At 63.0% G+C, this 17,618-nt stretch carries 17 protein-coding genes; 12 read left to right on the top strand and 5 right to left on the bottom strand.

All coding sequences use genetic code 11. From position 1 onward, the window contains the following. Position 1 precedes the first annotated feature (1 nt). The 5 genes from NKJ76_RS07060 to NKJ76_RS07040 all read left to right on the top strand — a co-directional run bounded on the left by NKJ76_RS07060 (position 2) and on the right by NKJ76_RS07040 (position 6,045). Positions 2-1,000: an aldo/keto reductase gene (locus tag NKJ76_RS07060; RefSeq protein WP_023735134.1), complete on the top strand. Its 999-nt coding sequence runs from the start codon at positions 2-4 to the stop codon at positions 998-1,000. Between the two features lie 301 nt (positions 1,001-1,301). Further along, a complete protein-coding gene (locus NKJ76_RS07055) occupies positions 1,302-2,294 on the top strand; it encodes an ABC transporter substrate-binding protein (protein ID WP_023669816.1) in 993 nt (330 codons plus the stop codon). A 147-nt stretch (positions 2,295-2,441) separates the two neighbouring features. Then, positions 2,442-3,965, top strand: coding sequence for a sugar ABC transporter ATP-binding protein (locus NKJ76_RS07050; RefSeq protein ID WP_031196896.1), 1,524 nt, complete (start codon positions 2,442-2,444; stop codon positions 3,963-3,965). Positions 3,966-3,988: 23 nt separating this feature from the next. Then, positions 3,989-4,954: an ABC transporter permease gene (locus NKJ76_RS07045; RefSeq protein ID WP_023683015.1), complete on the top strand. Its 966-nt coding sequence runs from the start codon at positions 3,989-3,991 to the stop codon at positions 4,952-4,954. A gap of 74 nt (positions 4,955-5,028) precedes the next feature. Next, a complete protein-coding gene (locus NKJ76_RS07040) occupies positions 5,029-6,045 on the top strand; it encodes a zinc-binding alcohol dehydrogenase family protein (RefSeq protein ID WP_023733621.1) in 1,017 nt (338 codons plus the stop codon). Positions 6,046-6,343: 298 nt separating this feature from the next. On the opposite strand, the gene NKJ76_RS07035 is transcribed toward NKJ76_RS07040, so the two are convergent. From NKJ76_RS07035 to NKJ76_RS07025, 3 genes are all read right to left on the bottom strand, one after another. Continuing rightward, a complete protein-coding gene (locus tag NKJ76_RS07035) occupies positions 6,344-7,195 on the bottom strand; it encodes a sugar phosphate isomerase/epimerase family protein (RefSeq protein WP_023804587.1) in 852 nt (283 codons plus the stop codon). A gap of 125 nt (positions 7,196-7,320) precedes the next feature. Next, entirely contained in the window at positions 7,321-8,508 is a 1,188-nt protein-coding gene (locus tag NKJ76_RS07030) for a Gfo/Idh/MocA family protein (protein ID WP_023804586.1), read from the bottom strand. 18 nt (positions 8,509-8,526) lie between these two features. Continuing rightward, positions 8,527-9,582, bottom strand: a complete 1,056-nt coding sequence (locus tag NKJ76_RS07025; protein ID WP_352537069.1) for a sugar phosphate isomerase/epimerase family protein — start codon at positions 9,580-9,582, stop codon at positions 8,527-8,529. A 400-nt stretch (positions 9,583-9,982) separates the two neighbouring features. Between NKJ76_RS07025 and NKJ76_RS07020 the strand changes: the two genes are divergently transcribed. From NKJ76_RS07020 to NKJ76_RS07000, 5 genes are all read left to right on the top strand, one after another. Continuing rightward, the gene (locus NKJ76_RS07020) at positions 9,983-10,870 is read left to right on the top strand and encodes a sugar phosphate isomerase/epimerase family protein (protein WP_023669836.1); all 888 of its coding nucleotides are present in this window, start codon (positions 9,983-9,985) and stop codon (positions 10,868-10,870) included. Between the two features lie 9 nt (positions 10,871-10,879). After that, positions 10,880-12,049 carry a mandelate racemase/muconate lactonizing enzyme family protein gene (locus NKJ76_RS07015; RefSeq protein ID WP_023819617.1) on the top strand — a complete coding sequence of 390 codons (1,170 nt, stop codon included), beginning with the start codon at positions 10,880-10,882 and terminating at the stop codon, positions 12,047-12,049. Positions 12,050-12,051: 2 nt separating this feature from the next. Then, positions 12,052-12,768 carry a FadR/GntR family transcriptional regulator gene (locus NKJ76_RS07010; RefSeq protein ID WP_023686625.1) on the top strand — a complete coding sequence of 239 codons (717 nt, stop codon included), beginning with the start codon at positions 12,052-12,054 and terminating at the stop codon, positions 12,766-12,768. Positions 12,769-12,853: 85 nt separating this feature from the next. Beyond that, complete coding sequence (locus NKJ76_RS07005) at positions 12,854-13,831, top strand: NAD(P)-dependent oxidoreductase (RefSeq protein WP_023669839.1); 978 nt, start codon at positions 12,854-12,856, stop codon at positions 13,829-13,831. Positions 13,832-13,899: 68 nt separating this feature from the next. Then, a complete protein-coding gene (locus tag NKJ76_RS07000; protein ID WP_245261902.1) occupies positions 13,900-14,268 on the top strand; it encodes a hypothetical protein in 369 nt (122 codons plus the stop codon). Positions 14,269-14,271: 3 nt separating this feature from the next. Here NKJ76_RS07000 and NKJ76_RS06995 read toward each other — a convergent pair whose 3' ends face one another. Beyond that, positions 14,272-15,570, bottom strand: coding sequence for an amidase (locus NKJ76_RS06995; RefSeq protein ID WP_023820498.1), 1,299 nt, complete (start codon positions 15,568-15,570; stop codon positions 14,272-14,274). Positions 15,571-15,686: 116 nt separating this feature from the next. On the opposite strand from NKJ76_RS06995, the gene NKJ76_RS06990 reads away from it, so the two are divergent. Then, positions 15,687-16,034, top strand: a complete 348-nt coding sequence (locus tag NKJ76_RS06990; RefSeq protein WP_023747011.1) for a GFA family protein — start codon at positions 15,687-15,689, stop codon at positions 16,032-16,034. A gap of 2 nt (positions 16,035-16,036) precedes the next feature. On the opposite strand, the gene NKJ76_RS06985 is transcribed toward NKJ76_RS06990, so the two are convergent. Further along, positions 16,037-16,945 (bottom strand): SDR family oxidoreductase, encoded by a 909-nt coding sequence (locus tag NKJ76_RS06985; RefSeq protein WP_023819615.1) that lies wholly within the window; start codon positions 16,943-16,945, stop codon positions 16,037-16,039. A 93-nt stretch (positions 16,946-17,038) separates the two neighbouring features. Between NKJ76_RS06985 and NKJ76_RS06980 the strand changes: the two genes are divergently transcribed. Beyond that, positions 17,039-17,617, top strand: a complete 579-nt coding sequence (locus tag NKJ76_RS06980; protein WP_023704245.1) for a TetR/AcrR family transcriptional regulator — start codon at positions 17,039-17,041, stop codon at positions 17,615-17,617. Position 17,618 lies beyond the last annotated feature (1 nt).

Here is a 17,618-nt window from a genome sequence, read left to right as displayed (position 1 = left end):
GATGGACAAACGCCGCATCGGCACGACTGCGCTCGAGGTAACCGAGATAAGCTTCGGCGGGGCGGCGATCGGCGGGCTCTACCGTGCCTGTCCGCGCGAAGCGGCGATGGAGACGCTGCAGACAGCCTGGGATGCCGGCCTGCGCTATTTCGACACCGCGCCCTTCTATGGCTTCGGCCTGTCGGAACGGCGGACCGGCGATTTCCTGCGCTACAAGCCGCGGGATTCCTATGTGCTGTCGACCAAGGTCGGACGGCTGTTCCGCCCGGTGCCGGAAGACCAGGTTCCCGATCATTCCTATGTCGACCCGCTGCCTTTCGCGCTCGACTACGACTACTCGTATGACGGCATCATGCGCTCGGTCGAGTTCTCCTATGCGCGGCTCGGGCTGAACCGGATAGACATCCTGTTTGTGCACGACATCGGCACCTACACACATGGCGTCGAGAAGACGAAGCTGCACTTTCGCCAGCTGATGGACGGCGGCTTGAAGGCGCTGGACGAGCTTAAAACGTCCGGCGTGATTTCCGCCTATGGGCTCGGCGTCAACGAGGTGCAGATCTGCCTCGACGTGCTGCGCGAAGCACCGCTCGACTGCATCCTGCTGGCCAGCCGCTATTCGCTGCTCGACCGCTCGGCTGAAGCCGAGTTGCTGCCGCTGTGTCGTGAGCGACAGACTTCGCTCATCATCGGCGGCGTTTTCAACTCCGGCATCCTGGCGACCGGGCCGGTGCACGGCGCGCATTTCGACTATCTGCCGGCGACGCAGGACATACTCGAGCGTGTCGGCGCGATGGAGAAAATCGCTGATGAGGGCGGATATCCGCTGGCGGCGGCTGCATTGCAGTTTCCGCTGCAGGAGCCTGTCGTGGCCAGCGTGCTGACCGGAACGGCCAAGCCCGCCAACCTGACGCGCAACCTCGACCTGTTCGACGTCCAGGTGCCGCAAGCGGAATTCGCCCGCTACGCTCCCTACACCATCGTGCAGGAGCTCGGCTGACGAAACGCCACGATCACGGTTCTCAAGAAGGAATGAACATTCCATATTGACTCGACGGTGGAATTAATATTCCATTATGATCAAGGAGGATCGGGAGCGTCTGGACGTGGCACTGAGGATCGGCAGGGAGGTTTCCCCGCCAAGCCATGCGCAGGCCGATATGAAACACCGCTTGCGTCGGCCGGACCGATGCACTATCAAAAAGCGGCAACTGTTTTTTATTGATAAAGTTCTGTTTGGGCCGCGCCTATCCAAATGGAGCTTCCGTAACCTTCACCGGGCGATCTAGGGAGGATTCCTAATGAAATTCGTGACCAGCATTCTCAACCGCCGCTCACTGATGGCACTAGCTGCCGCCTCGATGCTTGCCGGCACGCTGCACACGGCGCCGGCTTCGGCGGCGGACGTGACCATTCCGATCATCGTCAAGGACACCACGTCCTTCTACTGGCAGATCGTCCTGGCCGGCGCCCGCAAGGCCGGCAAGGATCTCGGCGTCAACGTACCCGAACTCGGCGCCCAGGCTGAAACCGACGTCAACGGCCAGGTCTCGATCCTCGAGAATGCCGTCGCCGGCAACCCGGCCGCGATCGTCATCGCGCCGACCGAATTCAAGGCGCTCGGCAAGCCGATCGATGAAGCGGCCAGCAAGGTCAAGGTCATCGGCATCGACTCCGGTGCCGACTCCAAGGCGTTCACCTCGTTCCTGACCACCGACAATGTGCAGGGCGGACGCGTCGCCGCTGACGGTCTTGCAGCAGCCATCGGCGAAGCCAATGGCGGCAAGATCGAGGGCGACGTCGCCCTGATCACCAACGCGCCGGGCGCCGGTTCGCTGGAGCAGCGTAAGCAGGGCTTCACCGAGCAGCTGGCCGCGAAGTATCCGGGGCTCAAGCTCGTCGCCGACAAATATGCCGACGGCCAGGCAACGACCGGTCTCAACATCGCCACCGACCTGATCACCGCCAACCCGAACCTCAAGGGCATCTTCGCGTCCAACCTGATCATGGCGCAGGGCGTCGGTCAGGCTGTCGCCGAGAATAACCTTGGCGGCAAGCTGGCGCTGGTCGGCTTTGACAGCGACGAGAAGCTGATCAAGTTCCTCAATGACGGCGTCATTTCCGCGCTCGTCGTCCAGGATCCGTACCGGATGGGCTATGACGGCATCAAGACCGCGCTCGCCGCCTCGAAGGGCGAGAAGGTCGAGGCCAATGTCGACACCGGCGCCAACCTGGTGACCAAGGCAAACATGAAAGACCCCAAGATCGACGCCCTGCTCAACCCGAAGCTCTGAGCCCGTCAACCAAAAATCCTTTCCGGGGCCTCGCGCCCCGGAAACACCGGATACAAGCTTGAATATCCACAGGCTTGAATCACCTCGACGATGCGGCTTGACTGCATCGCGACGTGCCAACCGTAAGGCCAATCTGGGAGGATTGTCATGACGCCCACGGCGCAGGAACTGCACCCGGCCCCAACGCTAGCGCCCGGCAGGACGATCCTCGAACTGCACGGGCTGGAAAAACGCTATCCCGGCACGCATGCGCTGAAGCCCGTTCACCTTGCCTTCAAGGCAGGTGAGATCCACGCCATCGTCGGCGAGAACGGCGCCGGCAAATCCACCTTGATCAAGCTTCTGACCGGCGTCATGCCGCGCACCTCCGGCGATGTCATCTGGGAGGGCAAGCCGGCAGCGCTGGCAACCCCGCACGAGGCAATGGCGCTGGGCATCAACGCCGTGCATCAGGAGGTCGTGCTCTGTCGCCATCTCACCGTCGCCGCCAACATGTTCCTCGGCGAGGAGAATTCGCGCTTCGGCATCCTGCAGCAGCGCGCCATGGTCAAGGAAGCGCAGAAGATCATCGACGGTCTCGGCTTCGACCTGCCGGCGCATGTCATGCTGGGTGACCTCACCATCGGCCAGCAGCAGCTGATCGCCGCCGCCCGCGCCACCGTGCGCGGCACCAAATTCCTGATCTTCGACGAGCCGACCGCCTATCTCACCCGCAAGGAAGCCGACCAGCTGTTTACGCTGATCCGCAGGCTCAAGGGCGAAGGCGTCACCATCATCTACATCAGCCATCGCATGGAAGAGGTGTTCGAACTCGCCGATCGCGTCTCGGTGCTGCGCGACGGCACGCTGGTCGGCACCCGCAACATTGCCGAGACCAATGACGCCGAGCTGGTCAAGATGATGATCAACCGCTCGATCGAGCAAGTCTACCACAAGGAGCATTTCACCCCCGGTGCCGTGATCGTTGAAGCGAAAAACCTGTCGGGCAAGGGCTTCGAAGACGTCTCGATAACAGTGCGTGCCGGCGAGATCGTCGGGCTCTATGGCCTGATCGGCGCCGGCCGCAGCGAGTTTGTCACCACGCTCTATGGCCGCCACAAGAAGTCGGCCGGCCAGATCCGCTGGCAAGGCAAACCGGTGCTGATCAATTCCGAGCACGACGCGATCAAGCTCGGCATGGCGCTGGCGCCGGAAAGCCGCCGCGACCAGGGCCTGTGCCTGAACCTGCCGGTCGGCCTCAACCTCAACCTGCCGATCTACAAGCGCATCTCCAACAACCTGCTGATTTCGAACACGAAGGAAAAGGCTGAAGCCGATCGCCAGATCGCCGGCCTCCGCATCAAAACGCCAACACGCGGCGCCCTGGCCTCCAGCCTGTCCGGCGGCAACCAGCAGAAGATCGTTATCGGCAAATGGCTGGCGCACGGCGCTAAGCTGTTCATCTTCGACGAGCCTACGGTCGGCGTCGATGTCGGCACCAAGGCCGAGATCTACCGCCTGTTCGGGGAACTGTTGTCCAAGGGCGCCGGCATCATCCTGATCTCGTCCTATCTGCCCGAGGTTTACGAGCTCGCCGATACGCTGCACGTGTTCCGGCGCGGTAAACTGGTCGCCAGCCATGGCTTTCGCGCCGCTAGCCACGAAGACGTGCTGACGCAGGCGATCGGCTGACAAAACAAGAAACGGGAGGAACCATGAGCATCGAAACCGTCGCGATCGAAAAACCGAAACGGAACTACAACGTCCTGTTTGGGCTGACGCTTCTGGCGTTGCTGGTTCTGCTCTGGATCGTGCTGTCGGTGGCGACGCCGAGCTTCGCCTCCTCCAACAACATCGCCAATCTTTTGCGGCAGGGCTCGATGATCGCCATCATGGCGGTCGGCCAGACCTTCGTCATCATCACCGGCGGCATCGACCTCTCGGTCGGCGCCGTGGTCGGCTTCGCCACCGTCATTGTCGCCATGATGATCAATGCCGGCTTCCCGATCTGGGTCGCCATTCTGGTGACGCTGCTGGTCGGCGTTGCCATCGGCCTGTTCCATGGCTTCGGCATCGTCAAGATGGGCCTGCCGCCCTTCATCATCACGCTGGCGACGCTGACCTCGTTGCGCGGCATCGGCCTGTTGATGACCAACGGCAATTCGATCAACATCAACAGCGACAGCTTCACCGCGTTCTCGCGCAGTTCCTTTGTCGGCATCCCCAATCTGTTCTGGATGGTGATCCTGGTCGGTATCCCGGCCTACATCTTCCTGCACCACAGCCGCTGGGGCCGCTATCTCTTCTCTGTGGGATCCAATGCCGAGGCCTCGCGCCTCTCGGGCGTCAATGTCCAGCGCACCATCTACATGGCCTACACGCTGTCGGGCCTGTGCGCGGCCTTCGTCGGCGTGCTGCTGGCGGCGCGCATCGGCATCGGCAACCCGACCCAGGCCGAAGGTTGGGAGTTGCAGGCGATCGCCTCATCGGTGATCGGCGGCACCTCGCTGTTCGGCGCCGTCGGCTCGGTGCATGGCCCACTGCTCGGCGCCTTCATCCTGGCCACCATCAACAACGGCGCCAATCTGCTCAACGTCAACTCGTTCTGGCAGCGCATCATCACCGGCGCGCTGATCATAATCATCGTCTATTTCGACGGGCTGCGCCGTCGCGGCAAGTAATCCTCCCTGACCTTCTGCGCCGGCCTGCTTAACAACGGACCGGCGCCTTTTTTGAGAAACACTGGAATTGCCGAATGAAAGCTGTTGTCTGCCGCTCGCCCGGCGAGCTTGTCCTGGAAGACCGGCCGGCGCCAGGAGCGCCGCCTGCCGGCTGGGCGCTGGTCGCCGTCAGCCATGTCGGCATCTGCGGCACCGACTACCACATCTTCGAAGGCAAGCACCCGTTCCTTGCCTATCCCCGCATCATGGGCCATGAAGTGTCGGGCACCGTCGTCGAGACCGGCGAAGATGTCGACCTTGCCGTGGGCGAGCCCGTCATCATCAATCCCTATCTCGCTTGCGGAAAATGCATCGCCTGCCGGCACGGCAAGCCGAATTGCTGCGTCAGGATCGAAGTGCTTGGCGTGCATCGCGACGGCGCCATGGCCGAGCAGATCCTGGTGCCGGCACGGAATCTTTATCCGGCAAACGGCTTGTCGCTGGCCGATGCGGCGGCGGTGGAATTCCTCGCCATCGGCGCGCATGCCGTGCGGCGCGCTCGCGCCGAACCAGGCGCCCGCACGCTGGTCATCGGCGCCGGGCCGATCGGCCTTGGCGCAGCGCTGTTTGCGCGCATCGCCGGGCTCGATGTCAGCCTGCTCGACATGAGCACGGAGCGGCTGGATTTTGCAAAAGGCGAACTCGGCTTCGCCACGCTCGACGGCTCACAAAAAGCGGCAGCCGAACTGGTGCGCGAGGCAACCGGCGGCGAAGGGTTCGACGTCGTCTTCGACGCCACCGGCAACACCGCCTCGGTGCAGTCGGCCTTCGCCCATGTCGCGCATGGTGGCACGCTCGTGCTGGTCAGCGTCGTCAAGGACGACATCGTCTTTTCCGATCCGGAATTCCACAAGCGCGAAATGACATTGATCGGCAGCCGCAACGCGCTGAAAGTCGATTTCGACCACGTCGCCGCCTCGATACGCAACGGCGCCGTGCCTCTGGCAAAACTCGTCACCCACCGCACCACGCTGGCCGGCACGCCGGATGATCTCGCCCGCTGGGCGCATGAGAAATCGGGGTTGATCAAGGCTGTGATCGAGGTGGGGTAAGACATCCGAAAAATTTGGTGGAGCGATAAGTGCCGAGTTAAGGCAGATCGCATACCTCGGCGATTTGCGAAAAGGCCCGTCGCTTCCTCATCCACGGGCGGAGCAAGGAGCGAAGCGACGCGGCGCAGACCCGAGGATTCATTCGGTGACGTCTGCGCTAGAATCCAGCGGTGCAAAAAGAGGCGTCCACTCGCATCTCCTACCTGCACCGCTGCGGCGCGCGACAGTCGCGGCATGGGTCCTCGGGTCTCCGCGTCCGCTGCGCTCCCGCTTCGCCAGTGGATGAGGAAGTGAGCGGCTAAGCCGCCCGCTTCCACCCATCCCTGATATGCCTGTATCCCTCGCGATAAACTGCCTCCGGCGTCTCGGAAAAATCCCGCCACACCTTGGTCGCCGCCGCCAGATCCTTCAGCGATCTGCCAAACGCCTCGATCGTCAGCCAGTCGTCATAGCCGCTCTTGCGGATGGCCGCGAAAGTCTCTTTCCACGGAATGTTCCCGCGCCCCGGCACGCCGCGATCGTTCTCCGAAATGTGGATGTGCACGACATTCCGCCGGTGCTTCATGTAGGCGCCGATCGGGTCGGCTTCCTCGATATTGGCGTGGAAGGTGTCGTACATCGCCTTGATGTGCGGCCGGTCGATGGCATCGACGTGCTCGGACAGATCGGCCATCGTGTTCAGCAGATAGCACTCGAAACGGTTGAGCGCCTCCAACCCGATGGTAACGTTCCGCTTGCCGGCATGATCGCCAATGGCGCGCTGCGAGGCGATCGAGCGCTTCTTCTCGGCAGCGGTCGGCCCGCTGCCGGAGAAGGCGCCGAGCGTCGAATGCAGCGGCCCGCTCAGCGTACTCGCGCCGAGCGCCTGGGCGCAATCGATCGCCCATTTCATGTAGCCGATGCCGGCCTTGCGGGTCGCGGCATCCGGCGAAATCAGATTCATCGCCGGGTCGCCCATCGCCGTAACAGCCGTGCGCTCCAACCCGATGCGGTCGAGCAGATCGCCAAGCTTCTTGTAGTCCTCTGGCGTGCCTGAGAAGATCGGTATCTCGACGCCGTCGAAGCCGGTCGCCTTGATGTCGCGCAGCAACGGCTCGTGTTTCTTAGACACGGAAGTCGTCCACAAAAACATGCACATGCCGACTTTCATCGACAGCCCCTCCCCGTTTGACGGCGCGCGCTGGTTTCTTTCGCACCTCGCACCATGCGCCCTCATTCGGCCGCTTCGCGGCCACCTTCTCCCCGAAGGGAGAAGAGACTTGGCGCCGGCGCTCCCTAAAGTTTCGTCCACGCCCCGTTCTTCTTCGATGACTTAACGCAGGCCTCGATGAACGCCATACCTTCGACGCCGTCCTGGATGGTCGGGAACACCACGTCCTTGCCCGGCTTGCCGCCCTTCTTGCGTGCCGCGCGGATCGCCCGCGCCGCCTCCTGGTAGATGTTGGCGAAGCCTTCGAGATAGCCTTCCGGATGGCCAGACGGAACGCGGCTGACGCGTCCCGCAACTGGCAGCGCGCCGGCGCCGTTGCGGGTGAGCAACTGCTTGGGCTGGCCGAACGGCGTGTACCAGAGATAGTTCGGATCGGCCTGCACCCATTCCAGCCCGCCCTTCGAGCCGTAGATGCGCAGCTTCAGCCCGTTCTCGTGGCCGGGCGCCACCTGGCTCGCCCAGATCATGCCCTTGGCCGGATGCACCTTGCCGACCGGCTTGAAGCGCAGCATGACATTGACATTGTCGTCGAGCAGCCGCCCCGGCACGAAAGCGTCGAGATCGGCCGACAGGGAATCGAGCTCCAGACCCGAGACGAAGCGCGCCAGATTGTAGGCATGCGTGCCGATGTCGCCGAGCGCGCCGCCCGCGCCCGCCTGCTTGGGGTCGGAGCGCCACGCCGCCTGCTTCTGGCCGGTGGCGGCAAGATCCTCGGTCAGCCAGTCCTGCGGGTACTCGGACTGAACGATGCGGATGTCGCCAAGCTGCCCCTTGGCCACCATCTCGCGCGCCTGCCGGATCATCGGATAGGCAGTGTAATTGTGCGTCAGCACGAACACCTTGCCGGTCTTTTCAACCACGGCCGCGAGCTTCTTGGCCTCGGCCAAAGTCGTCGCCAGCGGCTTGTCGCAGATGACGTGGATGCCCGCCTCGAGGAAGACCTTGGCCGCCGGCACGTGCACATTGTTGGGGGTGACGATCGCCACCGCCTCGATGCCGTCCGGGCGCTTGGCCTCGGCCTTGGCCATCTCGGCATAGGAGGCGTAGCTGCGCGCCGGGTCGAGACCGAGTTCGGCGGCGGAAGCCTTGGCGCGCTCGGGATTGGCCGACAGGGTGCCGGCCACCAGCACGAAGTCATTGTCCATGCGGGCCGCGATCCGGTGCACCGCGCCGATGAAGGCGCCTTGGCCGCCGCCGACCATACCATAGCGGATCGGGCCGCCCCCCGCTTCCGACTTCGATGCGCCGACCATGTCTTTCTCCTGCTTGTCTCAAATACCCATCATGGCGCGCAGCATCTTCTTGTCGGTGGCGCCGCCGGCGAAATCATCAAAGGCCTTTTCCGTCACCCGGATAATGTGCTGCTGGATGAAGGGCGCGCCTTCGGCCGCGCCGTCCTCCGGATGCTTGAGGCAACACTCCCATTCCAGCACCGCCCAGGAATCGTAGCCATACTGGGTAAGCTTGGAGAAGATGCCGCCGAAATCGACCTGCCCGTCGCCAAGCGAGCGGAATCGCCCCGCGCGATTGGTCCAGCTCTGATAGCCGGAATAGACGCCTTGCCGCCCCGTCGGATTGAACTCGGCATCCTTGGCATGGAAGGCCTTGATCCGCTCGTGATAGATGTCGATGAATTCGAGATAGTCGAGCTGCTGCAAAAGGAAATGCGATGGGTCGTAGTTGATGTTGCAGCGCTTGTGGCCGCCAACCGCATCGAGGAACATTTCGAAGGTGGCGCCGTCGAAGATGTCCTCGCCGGGATGGATCTCATAGCCGACGTCGACGCCGTTCTCGTCATAGACGTCGAGGATCGGCTTCCAGCGCTTGCCGAGTTCGGCAAAGGCCTCCTCGATCAGCCCGGCCGGCCGCTGTGGCCAGGGATAGAGATACGGGAAGGCCAGAGCGCCGGAAAACGTCACCGAGGTTTTCAGGCCAAGATTCTTCGAGGCCTTGGCGCCGAACTCCATCTGTTCGACCGCCCATTTCTGCCTGGCCTTGGGGTTGTTGTGCACCGCAGGCGGTGCAAAGCCGTCGAACTGGGCATCATAGGCCGGGTGCACCGCCACCAGCTGCCCTTGAAGATGCGTCGACAGCTCGGTGATCTCGACGCCGGCATCAGTGCAGACGCCTTTCACCTCGTCGCAATAGGTCTTGGAAGACGCCGCCTTCTTGAGGTCGAACAGGCGTGCATCCCAGGTCGGGATCTGCACGCCCTTGTAACCGAGACCGGCCGCCCATTTGGTGATCGAGGCCAGCGAATTGAACGGCGCGGTATCCCCCGCGAACTGCGCCAGAAACAGCCCCGGACCCTTCATTGTCGACGGCATCGGCATCCTCCCAATTCATTTTTCCAAGGACCAAGCATAGCGTCTGATGAAAGCAGGGCCAGCCTCTTTGGTCTCTCGTGATGTGCATTCTCGTATCGGCATTCTGGTATTACCAAATACCGGAAATGGGTCAAGCCATTTGACTCACGCGCAAAGCTGCCGGGGCATTCCATTTTTGGCGATATATACCAGCATAATCAATACGGTACACAGATGCCGATATCGCATGGCGGCGGTTCTTGCCGCGCGACAAAAATTGCTGTAGACCTCCATTAGGGCCCAATTGGTCGAACCAGTTGCGCAAAAACGCTGGAGCGCCTTGGGGAGGAAACACGCGACGCGCCTTGTGGGGCGCATCGCAGGGCGAACTGGCACAGACGAATTCTGGGAAGGATAGACCATGCATCTTTCGACGCACAACTGGATGCGCGCGGAACCGTTGGAGGTGACGCTGAAGCGCATCAAGAAATTCGGCTACGAGTCGATCGAGATTTCCGGCGAGCCCGAGCAATATAAGACCAAGGAGACCCGCGCGCTGCTGAAAGAATACGGCATCCGCTGCTGGGGGTCGGTGACGCTGATGCTGGGCGAACGCAACCTTGCCGCCAGGGACCAGGGCCAGCGCGAACGCTCGGTGCAGTACGTCAAGGACGTGCTGACCATGGTCAGCGAACTTGATGGCGAGATCATAACGCTGGTGCCCGCGACCGTCGGCAAAGTGGTGCCGGACGGCACCGAGGAAGAGGAATGGAAGTGGGTGGTCGACGCCACCCGCGAATGCTTCACCCATGCCAAGAAGGTCGGCGTCAAGATCGCGGTCGAGCCGCTCAACCGCTTCGAGACCTATCTGTTCAACCGCGGCGCGCAGGCGTTGGCCCTGGCCGATGCGGTGAGCCCCGAATGCGGCGTCTGCCTCGACGCCTATCACATCCATATGGAAGAATTTAACGTCCATGACGCGATCCGTCAGGTCGGCAAACGGCTGTTCGACTTCCACGTCGCCGACAACAACCGCTTTGCCGCCGGCCTTGGCCAGATCGATTGGCCGCGGATCGTGCAGACGCTGAAGGAAGTCGGCTATGACGGCGCGCTGACCAACGAATTCGTCGCGCCAGTCGACCGCACACCCGCCGCGCCCTATCCCGACATGGTCGACCGGAATCCGGTCGACATTTCTCCCGAACAGCTGAAGTTCATCCAGGATCACGGCTCCAGCGTGCTGACGGAGAAATTCTACACCGACCAGATGCGCATCACCGCCGAAACGCTGCTGCCGCTGATCAAGTAGCCGATCGGGATGCGCATCAAAACGGTCCAGGCGTGGTGGGTCCGCGTGCCGATTGAGGCCGCGAAGCAGCATCGCAGCGACTTTGGCCAGGTGACGACGTTCGACGCCGCCATCCTGCGCATTGAGACTGACGACGGGCTGATCGGCTGGGGCGAGGGCAAGAACGCCGCCGGCAGCGCCGGCAGCTATGGTGCGCTGGTCTACATGCTGAATCACGAGGTCGGGCCGCAGCTGATCGGCCGCGACCCCGCCGACATCGGCATGATCTGGGAGATGCTCTACAACGGCGTGCGCCATGACAGTGCCGCGCGCGCCGGCCATGCCATGCCGCAGCTGGCGCGGCGCGGCATGAGCATTGCGGCAATCAGCGCCGTCGATATCGCGCTCTGGGATATTCTGGGCAAGTCGTTGGGACAGCCGGTGTGGCGGCTCATCGGCGGCCGCAAGCTCGACCGCATGCCGGCCTACGCCTCCGGCGGCTGGGCTGCCGCCGACGCTATCGGCGAGCAGCTCAAATCCTACATCGCCAAAGGCGGCTTCAAGGCGCTGAAGATGCGCGTCGGCGCCATGGACGGCGCCCCGCACATTTCCGCCGCCCGCGTCCGCGCCGCACGGCAGGCGCTCGGTCCTGACGTCGAGTTGATGGTCGACGCGCATGGCACCTATACGGTGGCCGAGGCCAAGCGCTTCATCAGCTTGGCCAGGGATCTCGACCTCGCCTGGTTCGAGGAGCCTGTTATCGCCGACGACAAGGCTGGTATGGCCGAGGTGCGCGCCTCGGGCTCGATCCCGATCGCCACCGGCGAAAGCGAAGCGACGCGCTACGCCTTCCGCGATCTCGCGGTGCTGAAATCCGCCGACATCTTCCAGCCGGATCCGGCCTTTTGCGGCGGTATCAGCGAGGCGATGAAGATCGGCACCATCGCCAGTGCCTTCAATCTGCGCTTTGCCCCGCATCTGTGGGCCGGCGCGCCATGCTTCTTCGCCGGCCTGCATGTTTGTGCGGCCTCGCCTGCCAGTTTTACCGTCGAATATTCGCTCGGCGCCAACCCGATGATCCACGATCTTATCGAAGAGACTGTCGAAGCAAGGGACGGTATGATAGCGATCCCTGAAAAGCCGGGTCTGGGATTCACCATTTCGGAGCGGTTCCTGGAGGCGCACGCGCAACGCGGTTGACGATGAAAGAAAAGAACCTTCTCGCCGAGCTCGCCGCCTATCTCTTCGCCCATTCGGACAAGGAGACCGGCCGCACGCCTTCGGAGCGCGAACTGGCGGAGCATTTCGTCGTCAGCCGCGGCCAGATCCGCGAAGCGCTGGCCATTCTGGAGGCCATGCGCATCGTCGAGCGCCGCGCCAAATCCGGCATCTATGTCGACACCAGGCAGGCCAGTGTAGAAGCCTTGGCTCTTTTCGCCCGCGCGGGCCTGCCGCTCGATCCGGTGCAGATCTACGAGACCGTCGAACTGCGCAAGATCCACGAGATCAAGGCCGCCGAACTTGCCTGTTCGCGTGCCACCGAAGAGAATTTCGAACGCCTGCGGGAGATCCTGAAAGCCTCGGAGGAGTGCATCGCCGCCGGCGAAGGCCTCGCCAAGGAAGACCGCGAATTCCACCTCGAAATCGTGCGGGCGACCAAGAACGGCGTCTTCCACAATATCTGCAGTGTCTATTACCTGATGGGCGAGCAGCGGCTGCCGATCTACTTCAACGATCCCGAGCGCTCAGTGCGCTCGCATGCCGAGCATATCCAGATCTACGAGGCGCTGCTGCGTCGCGACGGCAATCTCGCCCAGGCGCTGATGAGCGCCCACCTGCAAGGCGCGGAAAGCTACTGGAAGGGGATCATCGAGGGCCGGGAGGCGCAAGCGCAAAGCCTGGCACTTGAGAAGGTCTAGTGCAATTCCAGGAAAGGTGTGAAACGGTTTTTCTGGGAAAAGCGCGCGGCGCTTTCCTTTGAGAATTGCGACTAGCGAGAGCCCCATGCCCAGAATCCTGTCGACGCACACGCTGCATCCGCGTGCCTCCGCAATGCTGGCGGGCGCCGGTGAACTCGTCGTCGCCTCAGCGCTTGATGCGGCAACGCTGACCGCCGAGGCGAAGCATGCCGACGTCATCATCGTTCGCGCACCGCTGCCGCCGTCGCTGTTCGAAAACGCCACGAAACTCAGAGCAGCGGTCCGCCACGGCGCCGGGCTCGACATGGTGCCGATGGAGGCCGCGGCCGCGGCCGGCGTGCTGGTCGCCAACGTGCCGGCGGTCAATGCGCGTTCGGTCGCTGAATATGTGATGTTCGCGGCCCTTGCCCTGCTTCGGCGCTTCCGTTCGGTCGACCGCGACTTGCGCGCCAAGGGCTGGAATGCCGGCCGCGACCACGCCAGCCATGCCAGCGAGCTTGCCGGCAAGACCATCGGCATCATCGGCTTCGGCGCCATCGGTCAGGCAGTCGCCCATATCGCCGCGCACGGCTTTGGCCTCGACGTCGTGGCGACGACCCGCAGCATGCAGCCGGCACCCGACAGGATCGGCTTCCTGTCGATCGATGCGCTGGTCGAACAGAGCGACATCATCGTGCTCTGCTGCCCGCTGACGGAAGAGACGCGCGGCTTGATCAGCCGCGAACGCATTGCCCGCATGAAGCCCGATACGCTTTTGATCAACATTTCGCGCGGGCCGGTGATCGATGACGAGGCGCTGATCGAGGCCTTGCGCAAGGACCGCATCGGCGGCGCCGCGCTCGATGTCTTTGCCACGCAGCCGCTGCCGCCGGCTCATCCCTATTTCAGCTTCGACAATGTCATCGTCACCCCGCACATGGCCGGCATTACCGAGCAGTCGATGATGCGCATGGGGGTGGGTGCTGCCGGCGAGACCTTGCTGGTGCTGGCCAACCGGCTGCCTGTCAATCTGCGCAATCCCGACGTGGTCGAGCATTACCGCAGACGGTTTCCTGCCGACTGACGTTTCTGCAAGCCGCCTCAATTTTCGCGGATTTGGCGTCGACCTTCGCCGATATGGTCAAGAGCGTCGTGAGAGTTCTTCTTCTGATTGCCGGTACAAGCGTAGGGACAGCCAAGGCTCAGGCCGAAAGCAGCTACGTGCCTTGCGACAACGGCCTGCGCTGCGTGATGGCGCCCTGCCCTTCTACCAGCGCGCTCGACCTCGCCACCGGAAAGGTCGTCAAGGGTGTGTGGGTCGACATCGACGGCTTGCCGCAGCAGGACAAGGCGCTTGACCTTTCCGACAAGCTCTATGCCGGCAAGCTCGTTGTCACAGGAACAATCGAGAACCGGCCACACAGCTTCAACGGCAAGCAGCACGACGTGCCGACATTGTTCGCGACGGGCATCCTGCGCACCGCCAAGGACAGCGAACGCAAGCACTGCTCGTCGGGTTGACTATTACCGACCAAGCAGCCGCTCGATTTCAGCCGCGATGCGCAGCAGATGGTGGTCATGGCCATTGCGCGCCACCAGCATCAGCCCGGCCGGCAGCGTCATGCCGGGCATCGGTAGCGAGATCGCGCAGAGGTCGAACTGGTTGGCGACCTGGGTGTTGCGCAGCAGCAGACCTTCAGTGCGTTCACGCAGAGCCGTATCCTCGGCCATCGAAACGATAGTCGGCGCTGTCACCGGCGTGGTCGGCAGAGCCAGCACATCGACCGAACCCAACCGCTCGTCCATGGCTATGCACAGTGCCGCGCGACGACGCATTGCCCTGATATAAACCGGCGTCGGTATGGCCGCCGCCCGCGACAGCGGCCCGCTGACATGGGGATCGACCGGCATCGATGCGCCCGTCGCCAGCCAGTCGGCATGGATTTCAGCACCTTCCATGGCCGCTATCGAGCCGCGTTTGGTGGCCAGGCGCAGATCGGCAATGAGGTCGTCGATCGAAATGTCCGTGAGCCACGCGCCTGCCTGCTCGATCCCGGCAAGGCTGCGATCGAACGCGGCGGCAATCTCCGTTTCCGTGTCTTCGAAAAGCAGGCCGCGCGGAATGCCGACACGAAGCCCGGCAAGCGCTAACGGCAGGTGCAGTTGCGGCATCTGCTCGCCCGTCATCGCGGCGTCAGCCAGGGCACACGCAGCAACACTCAGCGCCAGCGGCCCGATCGAATCCAGCGTCGCAGAAAGGGGATAGGCACCAGTCAGCGGCACGCGCCGCGCCGTCGGCTTGAAACCGACGACGCCGTTCAGCGATGCCGGGATGCGCACCGAACCGCCGGTGTCGGAGCCGATGGAAATGTCGCTCGTCCCCTCGCCAACGGACACGGCGGCGCCCGACGACGAACCGCCCGGAATGCGGCTGGTGTCGGCGGCATTGCCCGGTGTGCCGTAGTGCATGTTGTCGCCGATGGCGGTGAAGGCGAATTCGGTCATGTTGGTCTTGCCGATGATGACGGCGCCGGCCTGGCGCAGACGGTTGACGACCGCAGCGTCGTGCCGACGGGGCGCGGTGTCCCTCAACATCAGCGAACCGGCCGTGGTCGATTCACCGGCGACATCGAACAGATCCTTGATCGAGATGATGGCGCCGTCGAGCGGCCCGAGCGATACGCCGGCCTTCTTGCGCGCATCGGTGGCCTCGGCCGCTGCGCGCGCCGCCTCGGCATAGAGTTTGGTGAACACCTTCTCGCCTGCCGCGCAATTGGCAAGACGTGACAGGATGATCTCAAGACGATCGCGGATTGATTGCATGTCGATGTCGGATTCCGTCAAGGTGGAGCGTCTTTAAGGCATATGGGCCGCTAGGTCAGCGGAAGGAATAACCCGGACAGCGTGCCTTTGCACCTGCCAGCGATAGGAAGAGACTGATGCTGTACAAAGGCAGCTGCCACTGCGGCAAGGTAGCGTTCGAATTCAAAGCCGAACTGACCGGCGCCGTGCGGTGCAATTGTTCGATGTGCAGGCGCAAGGGCGTGCTGTTATGCGCCATCCCGCATGACAGCCTGAAGGTGCTCGCATGGGGCGATGATCTCGGCACCTATACGTTCAACAATCACGTATTGGCGCATCGCTTCTGCCGGACCTGCGGCATCCATCCCTTCGCCGAGGATGTCAGTCAGGGCAACGAACGCAGCGCCTACGTCAACCTTAACTGCGTTGCGGATATTGATGCTGCCGGTCTGTCGATTTTCGACTTCGATGGCCGCTCGGTCTAAGCTTACCGGTAACCCGCGGCATCGGCAGGTTTGCCGGCGTCCTGTACCTCCGGAACATAGCGCCAGGCGTCCGGGCGTGAGCCGTCGAGATCGGTAAAACCATAAATCTGCGCCAACCCACCGCTGGACAGCGACTGGCCGTTCCAGCGCGCACGATCCGGATCCGCCGCAAGCGACGCGACCGCGCGGCCGACAAAGCGCGGCCTTTCGGAAATGACGAAATGCGGCACGTTGGCGGTGGCGTCGCGCCAATTGTCTTCGGTGACGCCAAACGCCTCCAGCATCATTTCGGAACGCAGCCAGCCGGGCGTCAGCGACACCGAGGTGGCGCCATGCGCAGCAATATCTTTGGCGTGTGCCCATGCCATGCGGTTCACCGCGACCTTGGCGAGATCGTAGAACGGCGACAGCCGATAGTGATCGGCATTGTACTCGGCGGTGCCGTCAGTGACCTCGACCAGCAGCCCGCCCGGCCGCTCGATCATCAGCGGCAGCGCATGATGCGCGGTGATCAGATGCGTGTCGATGCCGAGCCGCAACAGGCGCAGGCCGTTTTCCAGATTGTGGTCCCAGACCGGCTTATTCCACTCGAACAGCTTTTCGCCGCCCCAGACATCGTTGACCGGAATGTCGAGCCGACCCTGTTCGGCCCGGATGCGCTCGACCAGACTGCGCACATCATCAGTCACCATATGATCGACTTGCACGGCAATGCCCTTGCCGCCATGCGAAGAAACCAGCTCCGCCGTCTCCTCGATGGTTTCGGGCCGGGCATAGTCGGATTGCTGGCTGCGTGTGGTGCGCCCCGTGACATAGACGGTGGCGCCGGCGGCACCGAGCTCAACCGCGATTCCCCGCCCTGCGCCACGCGTGGCGCCGGCGACCAAAGCGACTTTTCCCTGCAATGTCATGGTACGCTCCCAAACGAAACAATGATTAATCCAGCTGGCCTTCGCCGCTCACATTATATATAAATGATCATTCGGTTATATCTGGATGTCAAGATGACTCGACCAAAAACGCAATCCGACGAGCAGGTGCTGGAAGCCGCGCTGCGATTGATTCACGATCAAGGCCCCGAGGCGCTCACCTTTGAGCGGCTGGCAAAGGCCTGCGGCCTCTCGGGCGCGACACTGGTGCAGCGCTTTGGAAACAAGGCGCAGCTGAAGCAGCGCACCTTGCTCTGTGCCTGGGGCGGTCTCGACGACAAGACCAGGATGCTGACGGCCACGGTTGCCAAAACCCCGGCAGGCGCCATCGAGCTTCTGGTGGGACTATCGCAGGGCTCTGGCGGCATCGAAGCCTATGCCGAAGGCCTGCTCGTGCTGCGCGAGGATCTGCGCGACCCCGTGCTCAGGGCGCGGGGCGCCGCCTGGAAAGCGTTCCTGAGCGAGGCCCTTGCGGCTTGCTTCGCCGGAACGCCCGACACCCCGCGCGACATCGGCCTGCTGATGGCATCGCATTGGCAGGGCTCACTGCTGTGGTGGAGTTTTGACCCGACGATCGAGGTGGCCACCTATGTCGAGGAAAGCCTCAAGTGCTTCGTTGCAGCCATCACCAAGACAGCGGCCCGAAAACCGTGAT

It is taken from the genome of Mesorhizobium sp. M0029 (assembly GCF_040323735.1).
GTDB lineage: Bacteria > Pseudomonadota > Alphaproteobacteria > Rhizobiales > Rhizobiaceae > Mesorhizobium.
Note: the sequence above shows the minus strand (reverse complement) of the source record. Positions and strands in the feature narration are given on the sequence as shown.

Bases quoted from the DNA above. Each gene is read 5' to 3' on its own strand.
- NKJ76_RS07010 (WP_023686625.1), top strand. From the start codon at position 12,052: ATGAAAGAAAAGAACCTTCTCGCCGAGCTCGCCGCCTATCTCTTCGCC.
- NKJ76_RS07050 (WP_031196896.1), top strand. From the start codon at position 2,442: ATGACGCCCACGGCGCAGGAACTGCACCCGGCCCCAACGCTAGCGCCC.
- NKJ76_RS06980 (WP_023704245.1), top strand. From the start codon at position 17,039: ATGACTCGACCAAAAACGCAATCCGACGAGCAGGTGCTGGAAGCCGCG.
- NKJ76_RS06985 (WP_023819615.1), bottom strand. From the start codon at position 16,945: ATGACATTGCAGGGAAAAGTCGCTTTGGTCGCCGGCGCCACGCGTGGC.
- NKJ76_RS07055 (WP_023669816.1), top strand. From the start codon at position 1,302: ATGAAATTCGTGACCAGCATTCTCAACCGCCGCTCACTGATGGCACTA.
- NKJ76_RS07045 (WP_023683015.1), top strand. From the start codon at position 3,989: ATGAGCATCGAAACCGTCGCGATCGAAAAACCGAAACGGAACTACAAC.
- NKJ76_RS07040 (WP_023733621.1), top strand. From the start codon at position 5,029: ATGAAAGCTGTTGTCTGCCGCTCGCCCGGCGAGCTTGTCCTGGAAGAC.
- NKJ76_RS07035 (WP_023804587.1), bottom strand. From the start codon at position 7,195: ATGAAAGTCGGCATGTGCATGTTTTTGTGGACGACTTCCGTGTCTAAG.
- NKJ76_RS07015 (WP_023819617.1), top strand. From the start codon at position 10,880: ATGCGCATCAAAACGGTCCAGGCGTGGTGGGTCCGCGTGCCGATTGAG.
- NKJ76_RS07025 (WP_352537069.1), bottom strand. From the start codon at position 9,582: ATGCCGTCGACAATGAAGGGTCCGGGGCTGTTTCTGGCGCAGTTCGCG.
- NKJ76_RS06995 (WP_023820498.1), bottom strand. From the start codon at position 15,570: ATGCAATCAATCCGCGATCGTCTTGAGATCATCCTGTCACGTCTTGCC.
- NKJ76_RS06990 (WP_023747011.1), top strand. From the start codon at position 15,687: ATGCTGTACAAAGGCAGCTGCCACTGCGGCAAGGTAGCGTTCGAATTC.
- NKJ76_RS07060 (WP_023735134.1), top strand. From the start codon at position 2: ATGGACAAACGCCGCATCGGCACGACTGCGCTCGAGGTAACCGAGATA.
- NKJ76_RS07030 (WP_023804586.1), bottom strand. From the start codon at position 8,508: ATGGTCGGCGCATCGAAGTCGGAAGCGGGGGGCGGCCCGATCCGCTAT.
- NKJ76_RS07020 (WP_023669836.1), top strand. From the start codon at position 9,983: ATGCATCTTTCGACGCACAACTGGATGCGCGCGGAACCGTTGGAGGTG.
- NKJ76_RS07005 (WP_023669839.1), top strand. From the start codon at position 12,854: ATGCCCAGAATCCTGTCGACGCACACGCTGCATCCGCGTGCCTCCGCA.